The sequence below is a fragment of the Methylobacterium sp. E-016 genome (assembly GCF_022829745.1).
Lineage (GTDB): Bacteria > Pseudomonadota > Alphaproteobacteria > Rhizobiales > Beijerinckiaceae > Methylobacterium.
On sequence record NZ_JAKSYF010000159.1, the window covers coordinates 1 to 18,015 of the forward strand.

Here is an 18,015-nt window from a genome sequence, read left to right on the forward strand (position 1 = left end):
CGGCAGCCTGGGCGCCGGCGACGGCGGCGAAGCCGGCGGCCGAAGCGAGCAGGGTGCTCTTCAAGAGCGTCATAGATATCTCCAAAAGCTTCGAGACCCGAGGATCGTGTGGTCGCGGGGCCGGGGCCGATCGCGTCACACTTTGTTTTGCGGCCCGCTTTTTGGTGCGGGCTCATCGGGCCCGCTTTTGCGATGCCCCCAGTGCCAAAACACTGTGTGCCAGCCGATCTTCTCGATCAACGTCGAATCTTGGAGTCCGCCGTGGTGCTTTGGGAATGTTGCATCCGCGCAACGCTTTGGTTAGCTGGCGAGCAATCAGGCCAAAAAGGCCTCAGGAAGCACGTCTAAGGGACAGTATATCGTCGTTGATCGAACCTACGAGGCAGCCGTAAGGCGTGTGACCTCTCCTGCGCGGCCCGAAGGAAGGCGAGAGATCGATGCGTTCGACGGTGCCTCGCGCGACGCCTATCCCGGGCGCAACGACACGACGCTATCTGACATCATACGGCGCCGGGCAGCGTCGTCCTGATGGGCCTCGCGATCGGCGGCGCGGCGCTGGCGCTGATCCTGGTGCACTTCCTGATCGGCTGAGGCGGGTCGGCTCGCATCTTCTCAACCGGAAGGCGAGGAACGATCGGATCGTGGCCGTGGTTTCACGCCGTGGCACCGACCCGGTGCGGCAGCAAGGACCCGGCACCGATGACCAAGACCCGTTTCACAGCCTCTGCGATCGCGGCCGCGGCCTTCGGCGCCGTCCTGATGGCGGCCGGCGCCGTCTCCGCCGCGACGCCGGCGCCCGCGCCGAGCCTCGTTCAGCCCGAGGCCCCGACCATGCAGGTGCGGATGACGCGCCGCTCGATGATGCGCCACCACACCATGCGGCGCCACATGATGCGCCGTGGCGGCGGCCGAACCATTGGAATGAAGAAGGGGCTCTGAATTTCAGACGCGGGGAAGTCTGCCCCCCGACATCACCTTAGCCCGCCCGGCAGCCGCCGCGGCGGGCTTTTTCATACCTGTACTACCCTTCGCCAGGATACACCCCGGTCGCCCGCCATATCCGAATTTGCAGCAGCCGGATCTGAGCGCGCCGCAGCGCCGAGCCGGCATAGCCCTGAAGCGTTGGATCACCCGACACCCTCAGGATTTTGCGGTTGTTCCGGCAGGTCCGGACAGCTCGAGTGCGGTGCTAGGCGATTTGCTCGGCCGACCAACGCCATCATCGCGTGGGCCACCGGGCCTCAAGGCCTGGGGTATAAAGGATACGGGACGAAATCTCGTCACTGGCGTTGACGGCGGTGCGCCCTGCGATCGCGTCGGGCTTTCAGGAAACCGCCGTATGCCGACCAGCGCGACCGAAGCTCCGAAGCCGCCTGCCCAGGTGCCGCCGCCCCTTGTCCCGGGTTTGCGCGGGCTCCTGACCCTTGCGGTCGGCGTGGTGCTGGTGGCCGCCCTGTACTTCGGTCGCGAGGTGTTCATCCCCCTGGTGCTGGCGGTGCTTCTCAGCTTCGTCCTGGCCCCGGTGGTCAACCTGCTTCGTCGGATCAAGCTTGGACGCGTGCCTTCCGTTATCGTCGCGGTGCTGCTGGCACTCGGCGTCATCGGTGGCATCGGCGCGGTCATCGGAACCCAAGTCGCGGGGCTTGCCGGCAACCTGCCGCAATACCAGGTCACCGTGCAAAAGAAGTTCGCCGGCCTTCAGCAGGGTTGGCTCGGCGAGGCCAACAAGGTCATCGCGAAGTTCAGCCACGAGGTTCACGACGCCACTCAAAAGGCGGATGCCGCAGGGACCACGGCCGCGACAGGCCCCGCGGGCGACACGCCGAAGGCTCAGTTGGTCCGCGTCCAGGAACCTGAGATCTCCCCGTTGGCGCTGGCTGAGAAGGTGCTTGGCCCAATCTTCGAGCCCCTGACCACGGTCGGCATCGTGCTCGTTGTGGTGGTGTTCCTGCTGCTCCAGCGCGAGGACCTGCGCAACCGGATGATCCGCCTGTTCGGGTCGAGCGACCTGCACCGCACGACGGTGGCGATGGACGATGCCGCGGGCCGGCTCGGCACCTATTTCCTCGCCCAGCTCGGCATGAACGCCGCTTTCGGCGTCATCGTCGGCGTCGGCCTTTGGATCATCGGCGTGCCCAACCCCCTCTTGTGGGGCGTGTTCTCGGCGCTGATGCGCTTCGTGCCTTACATCGGCGCTTTCATCTCAGGAGTTTTCCCGGTCGCCCTGGCAGCCGCGGTGGACCCGGGCTGGTCGATGGTCATCGCGACTGCGGCGCTCTTCCTGATCGCCGAGCCGATCTTCGGGCAGGTGATCGAGCCGCTGCTGTACGGTCACTCGACCGGGCTCTCGCCCTTCGCGGTGATCGTCTCGACTTTGTTCTGGGGCTTCCTCTGGGGTCCCATCGGCTTGATCCTGGCCACCCCGTTCACCGTTTGCCTCGTTGTGCTCGGCCGTCACGTCGACAGCTTGGAGTTCTTCGACGTTTTGCTCGGTGACCGCCCACCACTCACCCCGGTGGAGAACTTCTACCAACGCATGCTCGCCGGTGACCCGGACGAGGTACGGGAGGTGGCCGAAGGCATGCTGAAGGATCGCTCGCTGTCCTCGTACTATGATGAGGTGGCGCTGAAGGGTCTGCAGCTCGCCGCCAACGACTTCGCGCGCGGGGTCGTTACCCCCGCCCAACTGGAAAACATCCGCGCTTCCGCCCGTTCGCTAGTCGAGGATTTCGAAGGCCACGACGACGTTGAGCCGGCCGTCGATGCCAAGGCGGTCAATCCGTCCGACACCCCGACCCTGGCCGAAAGGGCGCACACGAAGACCGAGGCGGTGCCGGCCCAGGCGCCGCCTCGGGATGCACTCCCAGAGGCGTGGCGCGGCGAGGCGCCGGTGTTGTGCCTTGCCGGACGCGGCCCGCTCGATGAGGCCTCATCGGCGATGTTGGCGCAGCTACTGCGCAAGCACGGGCTCGGCGCGCGCGTGACGCCCTATCAATCCGCCTCGCGCGAGGGCATCCGCGAGCTCGAACTCTCCGGCGTAGCGATGATCTGCATCTCCTACCTCGACATCACCGGGAACCCATCGCACCTGCGCTACCTGCTGGAGCGGCTGAAACGACGGGCGCCCGGCGTATCCGTGCTAGTCGGCTTGTGGCCCGTCGGAGAAGAGGTTCTCACCAATGCTGCGCTCGGCCGGCAGGTTGGGGCGGATGCCTATGTTTCTTCGCTACGCGACGGCGTGGATGCTTGTTTGAGTGCTGCCGGTAAGGCGGTCGTTGACAGAAGCGCGGCCGCCTGACCTGTTCGAACCGCGCTTGCTGCTGTGCGTCGTAGGGCTTCTGCTGACCACGCCGGAGGAGTGGCGCACGTGGCTTGAAGGCGCCGGCGGAGGGGGCATTGCAGCTTCAGCGGCCGCTGCCGGACAGGGAGATGATGGAGGTTGCTCGTGGATCGCGTAGCGATGGCAGCTGATTTGGCCCAGCCAGCCATTCCCGTAGCTTCGTCCAGCGTCGCTTCGCGCTCCCTCCGCGAACCGCCATGCCGATCGCCTTGCGCTGGCCGATCAGCACAACGAGCTGCTTGCCGCGGGTCACGCCGGTGTAGAGGAGGTTCCTGGCCAGCATGTTGAAGTGCTGTGTCACGATCGGGATCACCACGGCGGGATACTCCGAGCCCTGGCTCTTGTGGATCGTCGTAGCGAAGGCCGGCACCAGCGTGTCGAGCTCGCCGTAGGGGTAGACGACCTCACGCCTATCGAAGGTGACTACGACCGCGCCTTCCTCCTCGTCGATGCGCGCCACCATGCCAAGATCGCCGTTGAAGACGTCGCGGTCGTAGTCGTTCTGAGTCTCCATCACCCGGTCGCCGGGGGCGAAGCGCCAGCCAAAGCGCTCGATCTGCTGAGCCGGGTTCGGATTGAGCACGCGCTGGAGCTCGTGGTTGAGGTTGCGCGATCCAAGCGAGCCACGCAGCATCGGCGTCAGGACTTGGACGTCGCGGATCGGATCGAGACCGAAGGAGCGCGGGATGCGCTTGGTCACGACTTCGATCAGCTTGGCGACACCGACGTCAGGATCGTCGATCTCGATCAGGTAGAAGTCGGCCTTCTCGCCCGGCTGTGGCCGCTCCGGCATCTGGCCCTGGTTGATGCGGTGGGCGTTGACGATGATCCGGCTCTCGGCTGCTTGGCGGAACACTTCAGTCAGTCGCGCCACCGGCACGCGGTCAGACGCGATGACGTCGGCCAGCACCTGGCCTGGGCCGACCGAGGGGAGCTGATCGACGTCGCCGACGAGGAGCAGCCCAGCGCGCTCTGGCACGGCCTTCAGCAGGGCGTTCATCAACGGCACGTCGATCATCGAGCACTCGTCGAGCACGAGCAAGTCGCAGTCGAGCGGGTTCTCCTCGTTACGCGAGAAGCCGCCGCGCTTCGGATCGATCTCCAGAAGCCGGTGGATTGTCTTGGCCTCGAGCCGGGTCTGCTCCGTCATCCGCTTGGCGGCACGCCCCGTGGGTGCGGCGAGCAGCACCTTCACGCCCTTGGCGGTCAGGATGCGAAGCAGCGAATCGAGGGTGCTGGTCTTGCCGACGCCGGGACCGCCGGTGATGACGCAGAGCTTCGATGCCAGCATCAAACGGATGGCCTCACCCTGGGAGGGCGAGAGCGTCTTGCCGGTTTTCGCCTCCACCCAGGGCCGAGCCTTGTCGAGGTCGATACTGGGCCATGAGGGTAAGCCACGGGCCCTGGTGACGAGCCGCTCGGCAATCGCGCGCTCCGCCGCGTGCAGGCCCTTGAGGAAGACGCAGGGCTCATCGTCGACCGTGTCGGCGATGACCTCATCGCCGCGCGTAAGCTCGTCGGCGACGGCGGTGCGGACAAGAGTGACATCGATCTCGAGGAGCTTCTGGGCGAGCACGATCAGCCGTTCGATCGGCAGGCCGCAATGCCCCTCGTCCATGGCCGTCTGCAGCGCGAACGACACGCCTGCCCTGAGCCGCTGCGGAGCTTCCTTGGCCAGCCCGAGACGCATCGCGATCGCGTCCGCCGTCCGGAAGCCGATCCCACGGATATCACGAGCGAGGCGGTAGGGATCCTCGCTCATCACCACAATCGACTCGTGGCCGTAGGTCTTGAAGATCCGCACCGCCCGCGCCGTGCCGACGCCGTGCGCGTGCAGGAAGATCATGATCTCGCGCACCGCCTTCTGCTCGGCCCAGCCTGAGACGATGCGGGCCGCCCGCGTCGGGCCGATGCCAGAGACCTCCTTTAGGCGCTCGGGATCGGCTTCGATGATCTCGAAGGTGGCCTCACCGAACAGCGCCACGATGCGCTTGGCCATGGCCGGCCCGATCCCGCGCATGTAGCCCGAGGCAAGGTAGCGCTCGATGCCCTCGACCCCGGTTGGTGGTGTAGCCTTGAGCGTGTCGGCTTTGAACTGAAGCCCGTGCTGCCGATCGGTGAACCAGATCCCAGTCGCCGTGATCCACTCGCCGGCAGCGATGGCAGGTGCATGGCCGATCACCGGCACAAGATCGCGCTTGCCGCGCGCCTGGACCTTGAGCACGCAGAAGCCGGTCTCGGCGTTGTGGAAGGTGACGCGCTCGATCGTGCCGGCGAGCGTCTCGGTGGGCGTACCTCGATCGAATTGAGTGGGCGTCGGCCGCTGGTTCATGATCGGTGTCCGAACGCTGCCTGACCTTGTACGCGTTTCACCCTCGCGGCGCCCGCCAACCCGCTGCCTTCGCCTCATCTTCGGTGCAAAACATGCGCTCGCCCGCCCGCTCATCGATCACAGTGCGCGTGTAGGCGCTGGTTCCAGGTAGGTGATAGATCCGGTCGCCCTTGGCTGAGATGTTACCCTTGATCGTGCAGGTCATCGAGGCGTTTGAGCCGGCGGGCGTCGGCTCGTCGGCAATCCTCGCTGCGGCTCCGCCTCGACGGGTTCTACGCCAGCCCGCTGGATCTTCGAACGTGCCAGCCCAGATCCCGCGCTTGGCCGCCCGTGCCTGTGCTTCCTGTCCCGCATAGTCGCTCGAGTAGCGCCGGAACGCGACGGCATGGCCCTGCGCCACCATCCAGGCGTTCAGATCCTCGGCGCCCTTCCGGCAGACGACGACGGTGCGACCGTAGCGATCGGTGTCCCGAGGCTCGCACGAGATTGGCGCCTCTCCGATCCGGTCGGACAGCGCGAGAGCAGCGACCTGTCCGCAGCGGTACTCCTTGCCGGCAGCGTCCTCACACACCTGAGCGCTTTCTGGCGCGTCGATGCCGAAAAGGCGGATGCGGGCGCCGTGGATCACCACCGTGTCGCTGGCGCGTCCGACGATTGGTTCGGCAGCGAATGCGCCACCACCCTGCAGCATGACGATGGCGGCGAGTAGGGCGTAACACATGCGAATGACCCTACGCGTTGCTGACGACCTGTCGAACGGCGCCCACTCGGACACCAGCGAACACCAACGCCACACCTCCTACGGTGAACGTCATCAACAACGACGAGTCATTCACGGCACAGGTGCAGCAGCGGCCCGACGGCTCGCTGGACGTGATCCTCTACAAGACGGAGGCGCGTTCCGCTGGCCAGATCGCCGGGGCCGGGGCCCGCTTCCCGGCGCGATTGCTGGAGGGCGGTGGCTTAGGCGGTGCAAGCCGCCAGATCGAGGCAACGCGCCACGACCGATTCGGGCCTCACGACGAGGAATCGGCACCATCACCCAATCGACCGCCTTAAGGGATGACGCGCCAGCAGCGCCGGGCCTGGGAGGCACGGCAGCGGAAAAGAGGTAGTGGGCAGCTCCGACCAGTTGCATGACTGGTATTATGCATAAATAGTCGCCACAATTGGCGAAGCTGGGGATATGGCGAAAAATAGTGCTTCTAACGTAGATCTATCCGCGCTATTAGACCGCCAACAAAAAAGGCCACCCCCGAAGGAGCGGCCCGAAGTCTAAGGAGGAAACGCCCAAAAAGGGCTGTGTTACGGCGACGCCATCGCTGCAACACGAATCGAGCTTTGCATGCGCGAAATCGCAATGCAACAGCCCATGCCGGCTTCGAGATTTGCACTAGCCCGCCCGGCACCAGCCGCGGCGGGCTTTTTCTGTCTAACTGCCAACGTGCTATGGCGGGCTTGAGTTACCCGAGGAGCGGAACATGACCTGTCGTGGTCCTCGAGGCCCACATCCCGAAGCGCTTCCGACAAACGTCGTCGGCATTCGAGACGGTCTGCTGGGTACTGTGGCGGAGCCCTTGGACCCGATTGAAGCGCTGATGCACATCCGCACGTTCGTGGAGGTGCTTGAAGACGGTGAGCACGGCCTGGTCGTCGATAGCAGCCTGCGGGAGATCAGAGCTTTGTTAGACAAGGCTCTCTCGAAGAAGCCTCGCCGCTCTTAGCCGACAAGCCTCCGGCTTGCCATGAACGAGGCCCGCGAGATGCTCGGCATGCCAGAGGTGCCCGCGATCCCGCTACCGACGCCTCCGGCCCATGCCCTGAGCGTGCCCCCACGCCGCCCGCTCCGGCCCGAGGACTTCGGGGCGCTGCCGATCAGGTCGGATGCGGAAGCGAGGCGTGACCGCCTGCGTGGCGCGATGCTCGGGCCAGGGCAGTCATTCTCAACGCGCGGCGCCGGACCGATCCACGGCACCGGGGAGCCCCCCACCGATCACCCGCCGGCCCGATAGCGGCAGGTGAAGTCCCGGCCGGCGACTTAAGGCCGCTCGTTCAGCTTCTTCAGGATTTCCGCTTGCCTGCCCAGAATCACCACTTGCCCGAACATCAGGATTGATGCGGCAAGGCAGGTGACGAATATCCCGGTCTGAATGTCCGACCGTATCGTTGTCGAGACGAAGGCAGTGGCCACGAGGAAGAGTAGAGCGGTGATGAAAAGGACAATGCGCATCCTAGCAGGATAGCCGTCGGCAATCCGTTGTCGAGGCCGGCCGCCAGAGGATTGTGCAATGGGGGCTGGATGCGTTCCGGGAGCGGATGAGCTCGACGAGCGGCTCGCTGTTGCCCAACCTCCATCGGGCGGAGCTTACGCCCGGACCTTAAGTGCTGCCTTTGAGCGCTTGTGCCAGACAGCAGCGCTTAGCGTCAGGCAGCTTTGTCGGTGACGGCGGGCTTTTTGCTCGTAACCTGTCGGTCGTGCCGATATAACCGATCCATCAAGTAGTAAAGCCCGAGGCTTGTCACAACAACAAGATGAGAAATCGCGATGCTGTAGGCCATCATGATTGAGAATCTAATGTACTGCTTGTAAGGCACAAGCAAGGCCGGTATCTTAGCAGAGCTAAGGCCAACAGCGATAGCGCATCCTATCGATACAACTAAAGCTGCAAATGACAAGTATCCAAAAATAGTACAAGCAAATTCCCGGCGCGTAAGTGCTACCTGAACTTTATGACCGTCATTATCTTTTTCGACAAGAGCTACCGGCCCAGATTTTATAACTTTGTCTAGATCAGGATGAACGAATGTTGCCGCCGCCACCAGTGCGGCGATATAAAATCCCGTGAGAGCGCCTGCCAATGATAAAATCTTGTCGAGGAAACCATTTGGCCTAAAGAAAGATGCGCCTTCTAGGAGATAAAAGGGTGCCCATATAAGCAAGGAAAGCCCTATCGTCGGCACCACATCTAAGAGGCGCTTTTCACGATTTTGCAGCCTGAAGTATTTCAGCGGGTAGAAGAATTTTTGCATGACTCAGATCTCAGGGATCGGCAGTCCATTTTTTCGCGAACATGGCGACCGCTTTTTCAAGAAGTTGCGGTGAGACATTTTCGCAACATACATCCAGCTCCTTCTCAACATAGACCTGCTCGGCTCGGACGAACAGTACGGCCGCTGCGTCATCGTCCCTTCCGACCGGGACGACTCTGGCGCGGCCGTCAGGAAGCCTGACCTGCACGCGAACCTCGCTCCATCCCTGCCCGACAGCCCAAGCCTTCACTGTCTTCAGCTTTTCGATGACCGACGCGCCCCCAACCCTGAGCATAATCTTTTGCTTTTGCTCTTTTGGCTGAAACGACTCCGAATCTAAGCCTTCGACAGTTGGTGTCCGGACTAGTTCCACATAGGGAACCGTTCCCTTCTTCAGCGCGTCCGACAAAGACTGAGATTTATAGCCATCCAACTTGCACGCAGTGAATGTAGTTTTCTCATTACCATTTCTATCATTGAAACTATATTCTTGAGACTTTAGAATTTTATGAAATATAGTTTGGATGTAACTTTTGCCGAGGCTTGGAACTTCTTCGACGATAGCTCTGTATCGTCCCTTCCTTAGAGCAATATGTTCCATATCTACGAATAGATGAGCGCTGACTGCAATGTCTTCATCGACATCGCGATCGGCCTTCTTTAGCTTGCCGGTCTTTCTTGAGCTAAAAAATGGAGTAGATGCATCAGGACTACTTCTTTGAAAAAGGATCGCAGCATATTTTTTGTCAGCACTCAGATTAACGCGGGTAATTTTACATTCATCTTTTACGCCAACATTTATTTTACCAACATCTTTGCCTATTGCAGATTGTAGCAACGAGAGCACGTCTAAGGTGTCATCGTCCTCTTTGAATTTGAGGGGCTCGCCTTGATTGCGAGACGCCCAAAGATGCAGATCATATTGTTGGAAGAAACGCGACTTTGGTTCAACGATCATACAATGACGCCGAATGGCTCCCTAGTGCATTCAGGTCCGAACGCCTGCGAAATATCTGCATTCTAGGCCTATCAATTTCGAAATATCAAATCATCGGTTGAGCCGCGCCCGAAACTGTCGGAGATCTAATTAACTCGGCGAAAACAGAGGCTTAGAAAAATCTCTGACCGAGTGAGCGGCACACAACTCGCGCATTCCTTTGCGGTATGCACACTTTCCAATGGTGCCTCCTCATTTGAACGAGGCTTGGTTCAGGTGCGCTCGGTGCGCGTCGCAGGCCGCGAGCTGATGAGATGCATCGGATCCCTGGCGCGCTCGGTATGAAGCGCATGTCGATCGTCGACTGCCAGGCTCCTGAAAAACGAAAAGCCCCGCTATGGCTTGCGCCGCGGGGCCTTCGTTTGAATACTGTCCGTGGGTGTGAGAACCCGGACCAGTGATACCAACCGCAGATCCTTGGCGGGATCGTGCCTTCCCTTGGCGGGGTCGGTGGCGGTTGAAGATTCGACCCTTGGCGGGGTCGGAACGGACGCGCCTGGCAGCGCGGCACCGAACGCGGCTATATTGGCCGGGGGCGGGCGTGCTGTCCAGAGCCTTCGCGGGCTTAAAAGCGTCTGGCCTGTCTCGCTGGCAGGTTCTCACCCCCCGGCTGCCGGGCCTGCTGCCCGGCGTACGCCTTCAGGCGCGGGAGCCGTGAGAAGCTCCTTCCATCCAGCGAGCACGACCACCAATGGGAATCCATGACCTTCCAACGCCTCACCGGGCGTTGACGATCGAGGAGTCGCGCCTGGCGCTGATCCTCCTGCGCCAATCGATCCAGGAGCAGATCCAGCAGGATCTCCACCGGATTGATGATTGTTTTCGCTTCCTCGACTCGGTGAATGCCGAGACTCACCTCAAGCCAGATTTCTTGGAGACCTGCCGCCGTGGTGTGGCGCTCATCTCGGGAGGCCGAGCATGAAGCCGCCCAACGATGCGCGCGCCGTCGGCGCACCGCAGGAGCTACGTGCTCTGATGCTGCTCTCCGAACTGCCGGCCGGTTGCATCCTGCACCCGATCACGGACACCCGATCGGCGCCCCACCTGCGCCCCGGCGAGTTCGCGATCATCGACATGCAGGACCGTGAGCCACAACACGGGGAGCTGTTCATGATCGCCTACGAGTGCGGCTTCTCGGAAAGCGGGGAGGTGCGCCGGGTCGTGCAGACCCTAAGCCGGGCTGTGCGAGTGCTCGACGAGCGGCACGACCAGGTCGTTGCGGCCTTCCGCTGGTTCGCAGTCGCTTACGATCGCTCCGCCACCGTGGAGGGCCCATACCGGCCAGGGGGGATTGAGCGAGCCTTGGTCGGACGCGTCGTCGGTATCTTCGCTCCTAAACGGGAAGAGCCGAGACGTCTGCCGGCCGGGAAAGGCGGTGCAGCATGAGCGAGCCCTCATCCCGCCGCGGCTTCCTCCGCGGCCTCGCCAGCCTTCCGCTGATCGGCGGTAGCGTCACCCTCGTCGGCAATCCCACGGCAGTTGCCGCGGCCCCGACCCTGCCGCTCCTGGTCGACTATCGCCAATGGCTGGAGGGCGAATGCAGGATCCTCGACTATGAACTCGCGGCGATGGTCGGGATCCCCGTTGCCAACGCGCGGATTGGCATGCAGCCCGGGGACTTCCATTTTCCTCGCGACGGGCGGGACTGGCGCACTGTCCCAAAGCCATCGACGCGGGCGGAACTGGTGCTCGCCACCGTTGGCGGGCCACGCCAGCAGGGCGCGTTCCTCTCGTGGAGCGTCCGCTGACGAGCGCCGCTCGGCTGTGATCCTGCTGTGACCCGAAACGAGAAAGCCGCCCGGTCAAATGGGCGGCTTTCTCAATTTCTACAGGCACTTAGATCAAGGCGGCTTACTTGATCTTCGATTCCTTGAAGTCGACGTGCTTGCGCACGACCGGGTCGTACTTGCGCTGCGTCAGCTTCTCGGTCTGCGTGCGGGAGTTCTTCTTGGTGACGTAGAAGTAGCCCGTGTCGGCGGTGGAGACGAGCTTGATCTTGACGGTGACGGCCTTGGCCATGGCGGGCGCTCCTGGGGCTTCGCGGCATTCCGCAAGCGCGAAACGCAAAAGGGCCGGGCGTGGCCGGCCGAATACCGGCGGGTGAATGCCCGATCGGGCCGGGGCCGTCAAGGTGGGGACCCGCTCGGGCGCCCCGCGGCCCGAGCCCTACAGCACCGTGCGCTCGCGCCGGCCGCGGCGCTCAGCGTGGAACGGGATCGGGCGGTAGGGCGCGAAGTCGACCGCGACCTGGGCTTCCAGCTCGTCGAGGATCATGCCTGTGATGGTCGGCAGGTCGAGCTTGCGCGCGGCGGCGAAGGTGAACCACGCGAGCTCGGTGAGTTCCGACGCCTCCGAGACCCGGCCCGGCTCCTCGGCGGCGATGGCGCGGCGGTCGACCGTGAAGAAGCGGGTGTCGAAGCGGCGCACGCGCTTCGGCGGCGTGATCGCGCGGGCGACGAAGTGCAGCGCCTCGAGGTCCGGCAGCACGCCGTGGGCGGCGAAGGCCTCCCAGCCGGCCGGCACCTCCTCCGGCGGCCCGTATTCGCGGGTGCCGACGAGCAGGCCGGTCTCCTCGAAGGTCTCGCGGATGGCGGCGAGCGCCAGCGCGCGGCCGAGATGGTGGGGCGGGCGCACCACCTGCCGGGTCAGCGCGGCCTCGGCGTAGTCGGGCAGCGCGCCGGCCACCGGCATGCGCCTGTCGCTCGCCTCGATCCGCCCGCCGGGAAACACGAACTTGCCCGGCATGAAGGCGAGGCCGGCGTTGCGCCGCCCCATCAGCACCTTCGGCCCGCTGCTGCGGCGGTCGAGCACGATCAGCGTCGCGGCGTCGCGCGGGCGCAAGGCCGCGGACGGTTTCGGCTTAGGGCCGGAGGGGGGACGCGCCGTCGAGGCCGGGTCGGTCAAGGTGCGCGTCCTCCGGCCCCGCGTCGGGCTTAGCTCCCGGTAGCGTGGCGAAGCCGTGCATGCCAAGCGCGTATTGCAGCCCGACCACCGCGCCCTTCACCGGCTGGAGCAGCCCGAGCGCCAGCGCCAGCGTCACCACCGGCCAGACGCTGAGCGAGACCCAGAGCGGCACGTCGTAGTTCAGCTCCGATTCGAGGATCAGGTAGCCGATCACGTGGGCGACCACGAAGATCACCAGGTAGGGCGGCAGGTCGTCGGCGCGGTGATGGTGCAGCTCGAGCCCGCACGCGTCGCATTCGGGCCGGACCTTGAGGTAGCGCCCGAAGATCCGGCCCTCCCCGCAATGCGGGCAGCGGCCGACGAAGCCCCGCGCCATCGAGCGGACCAGGCCGGTACGGGTGGGGGGCTCGCGCATCATGCCGTCACCATACACCCTGCCGCCTCATCGGCGCGAGCCGCGGTGACGCGTGCCCGCGTTGCGGATGCCGGCGGGGCGGCCGCTCGGGGCGGCCTTGAAGGCGCGGTCGCCGGGCGCCTGGGTGCCGGAGGCCTTGGTTCCCGCCCGGGTGCGCCCTTCCGACAAAAGGTCGAAGCGCAGCGCGCCGGCGACGGGGGCGGCCTCGACGAGCTTCACCTCGACCTTGTCGCCCAGCCGGAAGGTCTCGCCGGTGCGCTCGCCGACCAGCGCGTGGCGGCCCTCCTCGTGGCGGAAGTAGTCGGCGCCCAGCGTCGAGATCGGCACGAAGCCGTCCGCGCCGGTATCGGCCAGCTTGATGAACAGCCCGGCCCGCGTCACGCCGGCGATCTGGCCGTGGAAGGTCGCGCCGACCCGGTCGGCGAGGTGGTGGGCGATCAGCCGGTCGATGGTCTCGCGCTCGGCCGCCATGGCCCGGCGCTCGGCCGCCGAGATCTGCTCACCGACCTGCGCGAGGTCGGCGGCCGTCACGTCCGGCGAGAGCCCGTCCGAGCCCATGCGCCCGGCAGCGATCAGCGCCCGGTGGACGATGAGGTCGGCGTAGCGCCGGATCGGCGAGGTGAAGTGGGCGTAGCGGCGCAGGTTCAGCCCGAAATGCCCGAGATTCTCCGAGCCGTAGACGGCCTGGGCCTGGCTGCGCAGCACCACCTCGTTGATGAACAGCGCGTGCTCGGTCTCGGCCACCGCCGCGAGGATGCGGTTGAACAGGGCCGGCCGGAGCGCGCCCTCCTTCGGCAGCTTGACGCCGACCGAGGCGAGCACCTCGCCGAGCGCGCGCATCTTCTCGATCGCCGGCTCGTCGTGCACCCGGTAGATCAGCGCCTGGCGCGCGCCCTCGAGCGTCTCGGCCGCCGCGACGTTGGCCTGGATCATGAACTCCTCGATCAGCCGGTGCGCGTCGAGGCGCTCCGGCACGATCACCCGGTCGACCGCGCCGTCCGGGGTCAGCAGCACCTTGCGCTCCGGCAGGTCGAGCGCCAGCGGGCCGCGCCGGTCGCGCGCCTCGCGGAGCGCCGCGTAGGCGGCCCAGAGCGGGCGGAGCGCCGTGTCGAGCAGCGCATTCGCGGCGTCGTCGCCGTGCCCGTCGATGGCGGCCTGCGCCTGGGCGTAGGAGAGCTTGGCGCGCGAGCGCATCATCACCCGGTGGAACGTGTGCTTGCGCTTCGTCCCGTCGGCGGCGACCACCATCCGCACCGCCAGCGCCGGGCGGTCCTCGCCCTCGCGGAGCGAGCACAGGTCGTTGGAGATACGCTCGGGCAGCATCGGCACGACCCGGTCGGGGAAGTAGACCGAGTTGCCGCGCTCCAGCGCCTCGCGGTCGAGGGCCGAGCCGGGGCGGACGTAGGCCGCGACGTCGGCGATCGCCACGGTGACGACGAAGCCGCCGGGGTTGCCGGCGTCGTCGTCGGCTTGCGCCATCACCGCGTCGTCGTGGTCCTTGGCGTCGGGCGGATCGATGGTCAGCAGCGGGCGGTCGCGCCAATCCTCGCGGCCCTTCATCGTGGCGGGCTTGGCCGCGTCGGCCTCGGCCAGCGTCGCCTCCGCGAACACGTGCGGGATGTGGTGGAGGTGCAGCGCGATCAGGCTCACCGCCTTTTCGGAACCGAGCGAGCCGAGGCGCTCGCGCACCCGGCCGCGCGGCAGCCCGAAGCGGGTCTCGCGCTCCAGCGTGACGCTGACGAGGTCGCCCTCGCGGGCCTCGCCCTCCTCGCCGGGCGGGATCAGGATCTCGCGGCCCTGCGAGCGCTTCTCCACCGGCACGATGCGGCCACCTTGGGCGCCCTCGCGGAACACGCCGATGATCTCGGCCTTGTTCTTTCCGATCACCTTGACGACGCGGCCGGTGTAGCGCCCGTCGGCGCCGTCGGGCTCGACCCTGAGCAGGGCGCGGTCGCCGATGCCGGCGGTCAGGCCCCGCGGCTTGCGGCCGCCGCGCGGCGCGTGGAGCACGATGGTCGGCGGCTTGCCCGTCCCGTCGCCCGTCCCATCGCCCTTGCCGGCATCCCACTCGGCGGGAAACGCCAGGAAGTCGCCGTTGCGGTCGCGCGAGCGGATGTCGGCCAGCACCACCGGCGGCAGGCGCCCGGCCTTCGACAGGCCGCCGCGCCCGCGGGCGATGTCGCCGTCCTCCTCGATCTCCTTGAGGATGCGCTTCAAGCCGATCTTGTCGGCGCCCTTGATGCCGAAGGCCTGCGCGATCTCGCGCTTGCCGACCGTGTCGGTCGCCTGCGCGATGAAGGCGACGATCTGCTCGCGCGAGGGGAGGGACGGCTCCCCCGCCTGGGTGTTGATGCGTTTGGCCAAAGGCTGTTCAGCTCGCTCGCGCCGCGCGCGGCGACGGTTCTGTTCGGGGATCGCGATCGAGGACCGCGCGTCTGTTCCCCAACATGGTGCTGCGCCCGATCCGGAGCAACATCGGCGCCGCCGGCCCTCGACAGGCGTCGGTCGCCGGTCTCCGCTCGGTGAGCATTTTCAAGCGGGGCGGATCCCGGCCCGCGTGAAGACAATACGGCCTCACGACAGGACAGAGCATCGTCCGCGATCCCTGGATCACGGACGATGCTCTAGCCGGTGGAGGCCGACTTGCGGATCGTCTCGACGGCGGCGTCCACGTCGAAGCCCGGCGCGATCAGGTCCTCGAGGGCGAACGGCGCGGCCCGAGGCAGGGTCAGGTTCACCTGGCCTTCGGCCGGCTGGAGCTCCGGCGCCTCGGCCGCCTTGATCGCCAGGGTCCAGGCGCCGTCGATGCGCAGCGATGCCGCCTCCGGCGGGTCGGCCGCCAGCGCCGCGAGCTTCTCCCGCGCCGCGTCGCGGCAGGCAAGGCTCGTCCGGTCGTCGGAGATCAGCGCCGCCTTGATCAGCTCAGCCAGGGCGTCCCGGACCCGTTCCACGCTCTCGTTCATGCCCAGCTCTCGTTGATGCCACGCCCGTCCTGCGACCCGCGGTCCCCGGCGCGTGGCAATCGCGGTGCCACTCGGCGCTCAGTACGGCGTGCCCTTCTGCCGCTGGGCCTTCAGCGCCTCAGCGTACCAGGCCAGCTCGTCGAGGAACTTGCCGGCGGCCTTGGTCAGCCACGGCTCGGCGGCCGTGCCCGCCTCGTCCAGCGCCTTGCCGACCCGCGGCACCGGCAGCAGCGAGGGGATGCTCGGCATGCCGAGCTCGGCCAGCATCGCCCGAAGCTGCATCGCCGCGCGCACGCCGCCGTACTGCCCGGCCGAGTAGCAGCAGATCGCCGAGGGCCGCCAGTAATACTCCTCCAGGAAGTGGTCGAGGGTGTTCGACAGGGCCGGCGGCACCGAATGGTTGTACTCGGCCGAGACCACGGCGAAGGCGTCGGCCCGGCGGTAGAGCGCCGCCAGCGCCTCGAGCTTCGGCGGCGCCTCGTCCTTCGGGTGCTCCTTGTACATCCGGTCGAGCAGCGGCAGCTGCAGCTCGGCGGGGTCGACCAGCGGTGCCTCCCAGCCGCGCCGCACCAGCTCGGCGATCAGGAATCGCGCGACGCGAAGACCCTGCCGGTCCGAGCGGACGGAGCCGAGGATCACCGGGCAGACGAGGGCCATGGGACAATCTCCTGCAGGGGGCCGGAACGACGCGCCGATCGCGCTGCCCGTCAGGATAGCACGCGCAGGCCGTGGGGCGTCGCGATCTCGGCGCGGTAGCCGAACGCCCCGGCCCGAACCCCTGGCGCGTCCGCGAGCCGAAGCGTCCGGTACAGGGCGGCGATCCGGTCAAGATCGGGGTGCGTGAGGGTGAGGCCGGCGAGCCGGCAGCCGAGATCGGGCATCGCGCCGGCCGGGTGCGGGCCTTCGCCCCACGTCATCGGGCAGGGCAGGGCGCCGTCCTCGGGCCAGGCGCCGTCGCGGCGCACGGCGAAGCGCCAGCGCAGGGCGCCGCGGCTGACGGCCAGCGCATCGCCGAACAGGCCGGGATGGCGCCCTAGCAGGCCGTCGAGGTCGCCGGTGCGGGCGACCCAGCCGCGCAGGCGCCGGCCGGCCTCCCAGTCGGCCCGCACGCGGGCGCTGTCGTCGAGGCCGAACCAGCGCGGGCGGCCGGGCGGCGCGGCCGCCGCGTCCACCGCGATCACCTCGAGGAAGGTCGCCGGGCCGAGGCGCAGCAGATGGTTGCGGGTCGCCATCTCGCGGTGGCGCCCGCCCTCGGGCATGTCGACGCCGAGGCCGTCGCGGACATGAGCCACGCCCGCGGCGAGATCCGGTGCGACGATGACAAGGTGGTCGAGGGTGAGCATGGATCGATCCGCCGATTCGAACGATCAGGGTCCGAAAGCGACCGGCAACGCATTCCGAGGGGGCGTGATTGACCGTGACGACGATCGATCCCACCCCTGATCATAGAACCACAAACCGGGGGATTCCAAAGGGATCATCCCTTTGGCGGGGGCTCGGGGCCGAGCCCCGAGGATCATGCAGGGCCCTGGCCCGCACCCGCGAAAGATCTCGGGCCTTTCGAAACCCGGACGGGTCCGGGGAAGGATCCGTTCTTCACCGTCGGACGATCACCATGCTTCCATGACACGCTTCAGGCCTCAGCAACCTGCCGTGACTTCTACCGCATCCCTGTCATCGACAGCCTTCGCCGGTTCCGAGCTGCCCTGCCGGCTTCCGAGGCGGGCGTTACGATCTGTCCCGCACCCGTTTGAGAAAACCTCTCAGCTCGGCGCCGTCGTGAAACACGATATCGGCGGACGAGGACCACCACAGTTTCCGCAAGTCTTCATCTGAAAATTCGTCTGCGGTGATCGAGCTGAGATATTCCCTCAGTCTTGCACGTTTCTCCGCATCCTTCAACGGCGATAAAACGGTACGGATCATTTCCTCTTCGCTCGACACGTCGTCGAGAAGATCCTGATAAAATTGCAGGCTGAAATCACAAAATTCCGCAGGCAGCTTCATTTCGGCTGCCTTCTGCAGGGGGAAATG

20 protein-coding genes are annotated in these 18,015 nt (G+C 65.9%); 7 read left to right on the forward strand and 13 right to left on the reverse strand.

Going from position 1 to position 18,015, the window contains the following annotated elements:
* Nucleotides 1-699 precede the first annotated feature (699 nt).
* Both MKK68_RS24210 and MKK68_RS24215 read left to right on the forward strand, forming a co-directional pair.
* Nucleotides 700-939, forward strand: a complete 240-nt coding sequence (locus MKK68_RS24210) for a hypothetical protein (RefSeq protein ID WP_244033147.1) — start codon at nucleotides 700-702, stop codon at nucleotides 937-939.
* A 400-nt stretch (nucleotides 940-1,339) separates the two neighbouring features.
* Nucleotides 1,340-3,298 (forward strand): AI-2E family transporter, encoded by a 1,959-nt coding sequence (locus MKK68_RS24215; protein WP_244033148.1) that lies wholly within the window; start codon nucleotides 1,340-1,342, stop codon nucleotides 3,296-3,298.
* Between the two features lie 106 nt (nucleotides 3,299-3,404).
* Here MKK68_RS24215 and MKK68_RS24220 read toward each other — a convergent pair whose 3' ends face one another.
* A complete protein-coding gene (locus MKK68_RS24220; RefSeq protein ID WP_244033170.1) occupies nucleotides 3,405-5,672 on the reverse strand; it encodes an ATP-dependent RecD-like DNA helicase in 2,268 nt (755 codons plus the stop codon).
* Between the two features lie 37 nt (nucleotides 5,673-5,709).
* Nucleotides 5,710-6,393 carry a thermonuclease family protein gene (locus MKK68_RS24225; protein WP_244033149.1) on the reverse strand — a complete coding sequence of 228 codons (684 nt, stop codon included), beginning with the start codon at nucleotides 6,391-6,393 and terminating at the stop codon, nucleotides 5,710-5,712.
* Between the two features lie 83 nt (nucleotides 6,394-6,476).
* On the opposite strand from MKK68_RS24225, the gene MKK68_RS24230 reads away from it, so the two are divergent.
* Both MKK68_RS24230 and MKK68_RS24235 read left to right on the forward strand, forming a co-directional pair.
* Nucleotides 6,477-6,731: a hypothetical protein gene (locus MKK68_RS24230; protein ID WP_244033150.1), complete on the forward strand. Its 255-nt coding sequence runs from the start codon at nucleotides 6,477-6,479 to the stop codon at nucleotides 6,729-6,731.
* 422 nt (nucleotides 6,732-7,153) lie between these two features.
* A complete protein-coding gene (locus MKK68_RS24235) occupies nucleotides 7,154-7,396 on the forward strand; it encodes a hypothetical protein (protein ID WP_244033151.1) in 243 nt (80 codons plus the stop codon).
* Between the two features lie 314 nt (nucleotides 7,397-7,710).
* Here the strand turns inward: MKK68_RS24235 and MKK68_RS24240 are convergent, their stop codons facing one another.
* The 3 genes from MKK68_RS24240 to MKK68_RS24250 form a co-directional block, all read right to left on the reverse strand.
* Entirely contained in the window at nucleotides 7,711-7,902 is a 192-nt protein-coding gene (locus MKK68_RS24240) for a hypothetical protein (protein ID WP_244033152.1), read from the reverse strand.
* 194 nt (nucleotides 7,903-8,096) lie between these two features.
* Nucleotides 8,097-8,702, reverse strand: coding sequence for a hypothetical protein (locus MKK68_RS24245; RefSeq protein ID WP_244033153.1), 606 nt, complete (start codon nucleotides 8,700-8,702; stop codon nucleotides 8,097-8,099).
* A gap of 10 nt (nucleotides 8,703-8,712) precedes the next feature.
* The gene (locus MKK68_RS24250) at nucleotides 8,713-9,660 is read right to left on the reverse strand and encodes a hypothetical protein (protein ID WP_244033154.1); all 948 of its coding nucleotides are present in this window, start codon (nucleotides 9,658-9,660) and stop codon (nucleotides 8,713-8,715) included.
* Nucleotides 9,661-10,426: 766 nt separating this feature from the next.
* Here MKK68_RS24250 and MKK68_RS24255 point away from each other — a divergent pair.
* The 3 genes from MKK68_RS24255 to MKK68_RS24265 are packed head-to-tail and all read left to right on the forward strand — an operon-like array spanning nucleotide 10,427 to nucleotide 11,447.
* A complete protein-coding gene (locus MKK68_RS24255) occupies nucleotides 10,427-10,621 on the forward strand; it encodes a hypothetical protein (RefSeq protein ID WP_244033155.1) in 195 nt (64 codons plus the stop codon).
* Nucleotides 10,618-11,085 (forward strand): hypothetical protein, encoded by a 468-nt coding sequence (locus MKK68_RS24260; protein ID WP_244033156.1) that lies wholly within the window; start codon nucleotides 10,618-10,620, stop codon nucleotides 11,083-11,085. The genes MKK68_RS24255 and MKK68_RS24260 overlap by 4 nt, the downstream gene beginning before the upstream one ends.
* Nucleotides 11,082-11,447, forward strand: a complete 366-nt coding sequence (locus MKK68_RS24265) for a hypothetical protein (RefSeq protein ID WP_244033157.1) — start codon at nucleotides 11,082-11,084, stop codon at nucleotides 11,445-11,447. The genes MKK68_RS24260 and MKK68_RS24265 overlap by 4 nt, the downstream gene beginning before the upstream one ends.
* 103 nt (nucleotides 11,448-11,550) lie before the next feature.
* Here MKK68_RS24265 and rpmG read toward each other — a convergent pair whose 3' ends face one another.
* The 8 genes from rpmG to MKK68_RS24305 all read right to left on the reverse strand — a co-directional run bounded on the left by rpmG (nucleotide 11,551) and on the right by MKK68_RS24305 (nucleotide 17,988).
* Nucleotides 11,551-11,718 (reverse strand): 50S ribosomal protein L33, encoded by a 168-nt coding sequence (gene rpmG / locus MKK68_RS24270; protein ID WP_147726819.1) that lies wholly within the window; start codon nucleotides 11,716-11,718, stop codon nucleotides 11,551-11,553.
* A 147-nt stretch (nucleotides 11,719-11,865) separates the two neighbouring features.
* Nucleotides 11,866-12,603, reverse strand: coding sequence for an NUDIX hydrolase (locus MKK68_RS24275; protein WP_147726821.1), 738 nt, complete (start codon nucleotides 12,601-12,603; stop codon nucleotides 11,866-11,868).
* A complete protein-coding gene (locus MKK68_RS24280; RefSeq protein WP_243950693.1) occupies nucleotides 12,560-13,021 on the reverse strand; it encodes a DUF983 domain-containing protein in 462 nt (153 codons plus the stop codon). Before MKK68_RS24280 ends, MKK68_RS24275 begins: the two co-directional genes overlap by 44 nt.
* A gap of 24 nt (nucleotides 13,022-13,045) precedes the next feature.
* Nucleotides 13,046-15,382 carry a ribonuclease R gene (rnr, locus tag MKK68_RS24285; RefSeq protein ID WP_147858282.1) on the reverse strand — a complete coding sequence of 779 codons (2,337 nt, stop codon included), beginning with the start codon at nucleotides 15,380-15,382 and terminating at the stop codon, nucleotides 13,046-13,048.
* Nucleotides 15,383-15,642: 260 nt separating this feature from the next.
* On the reverse strand, nucleotides 15,643-15,981 hold the full coding sequence (locus tag MKK68_RS24290; RefSeq protein ID WP_147728935.1) for a hypothetical protein: 339 nt from the start codon (nucleotides 15,979-15,981) through the stop codon (nucleotides 15,643-15,645).
* 78 nt (nucleotides 15,982-16,059) lie between these two features.
* Entirely contained in the window at nucleotides 16,060-16,638 is a 579-nt protein-coding gene (locus tag MKK68_RS24295; protein WP_147842851.1) for an NADPH-dependent FMN reductase, read from the reverse strand.
* 50 nt (nucleotides 16,639-16,688) lie between these two features.
* Nucleotides 16,689-17,324: a VOC family protein gene (locus tag MKK68_RS24300; RefSeq protein ID WP_244033159.1), complete on the reverse strand. Its 636-nt coding sequence runs from the start codon at nucleotides 17,322-17,324 to the stop codon at nucleotides 16,689-16,691.
* Nucleotides 17,325-17,709: 385 nt separating this feature from the next.
* The gene (locus MKK68_RS24305; RefSeq protein ID WP_244033160.1) at nucleotides 17,710-17,988 is read right to left on the reverse strand and encodes a hypothetical protein; all 279 of its coding nucleotides are present in this window, start codon (nucleotides 17,986-17,988) and stop codon (nucleotides 17,710-17,712) included.
* Nucleotides 17,989-18,015: the final 27 nt, after the last annotated feature.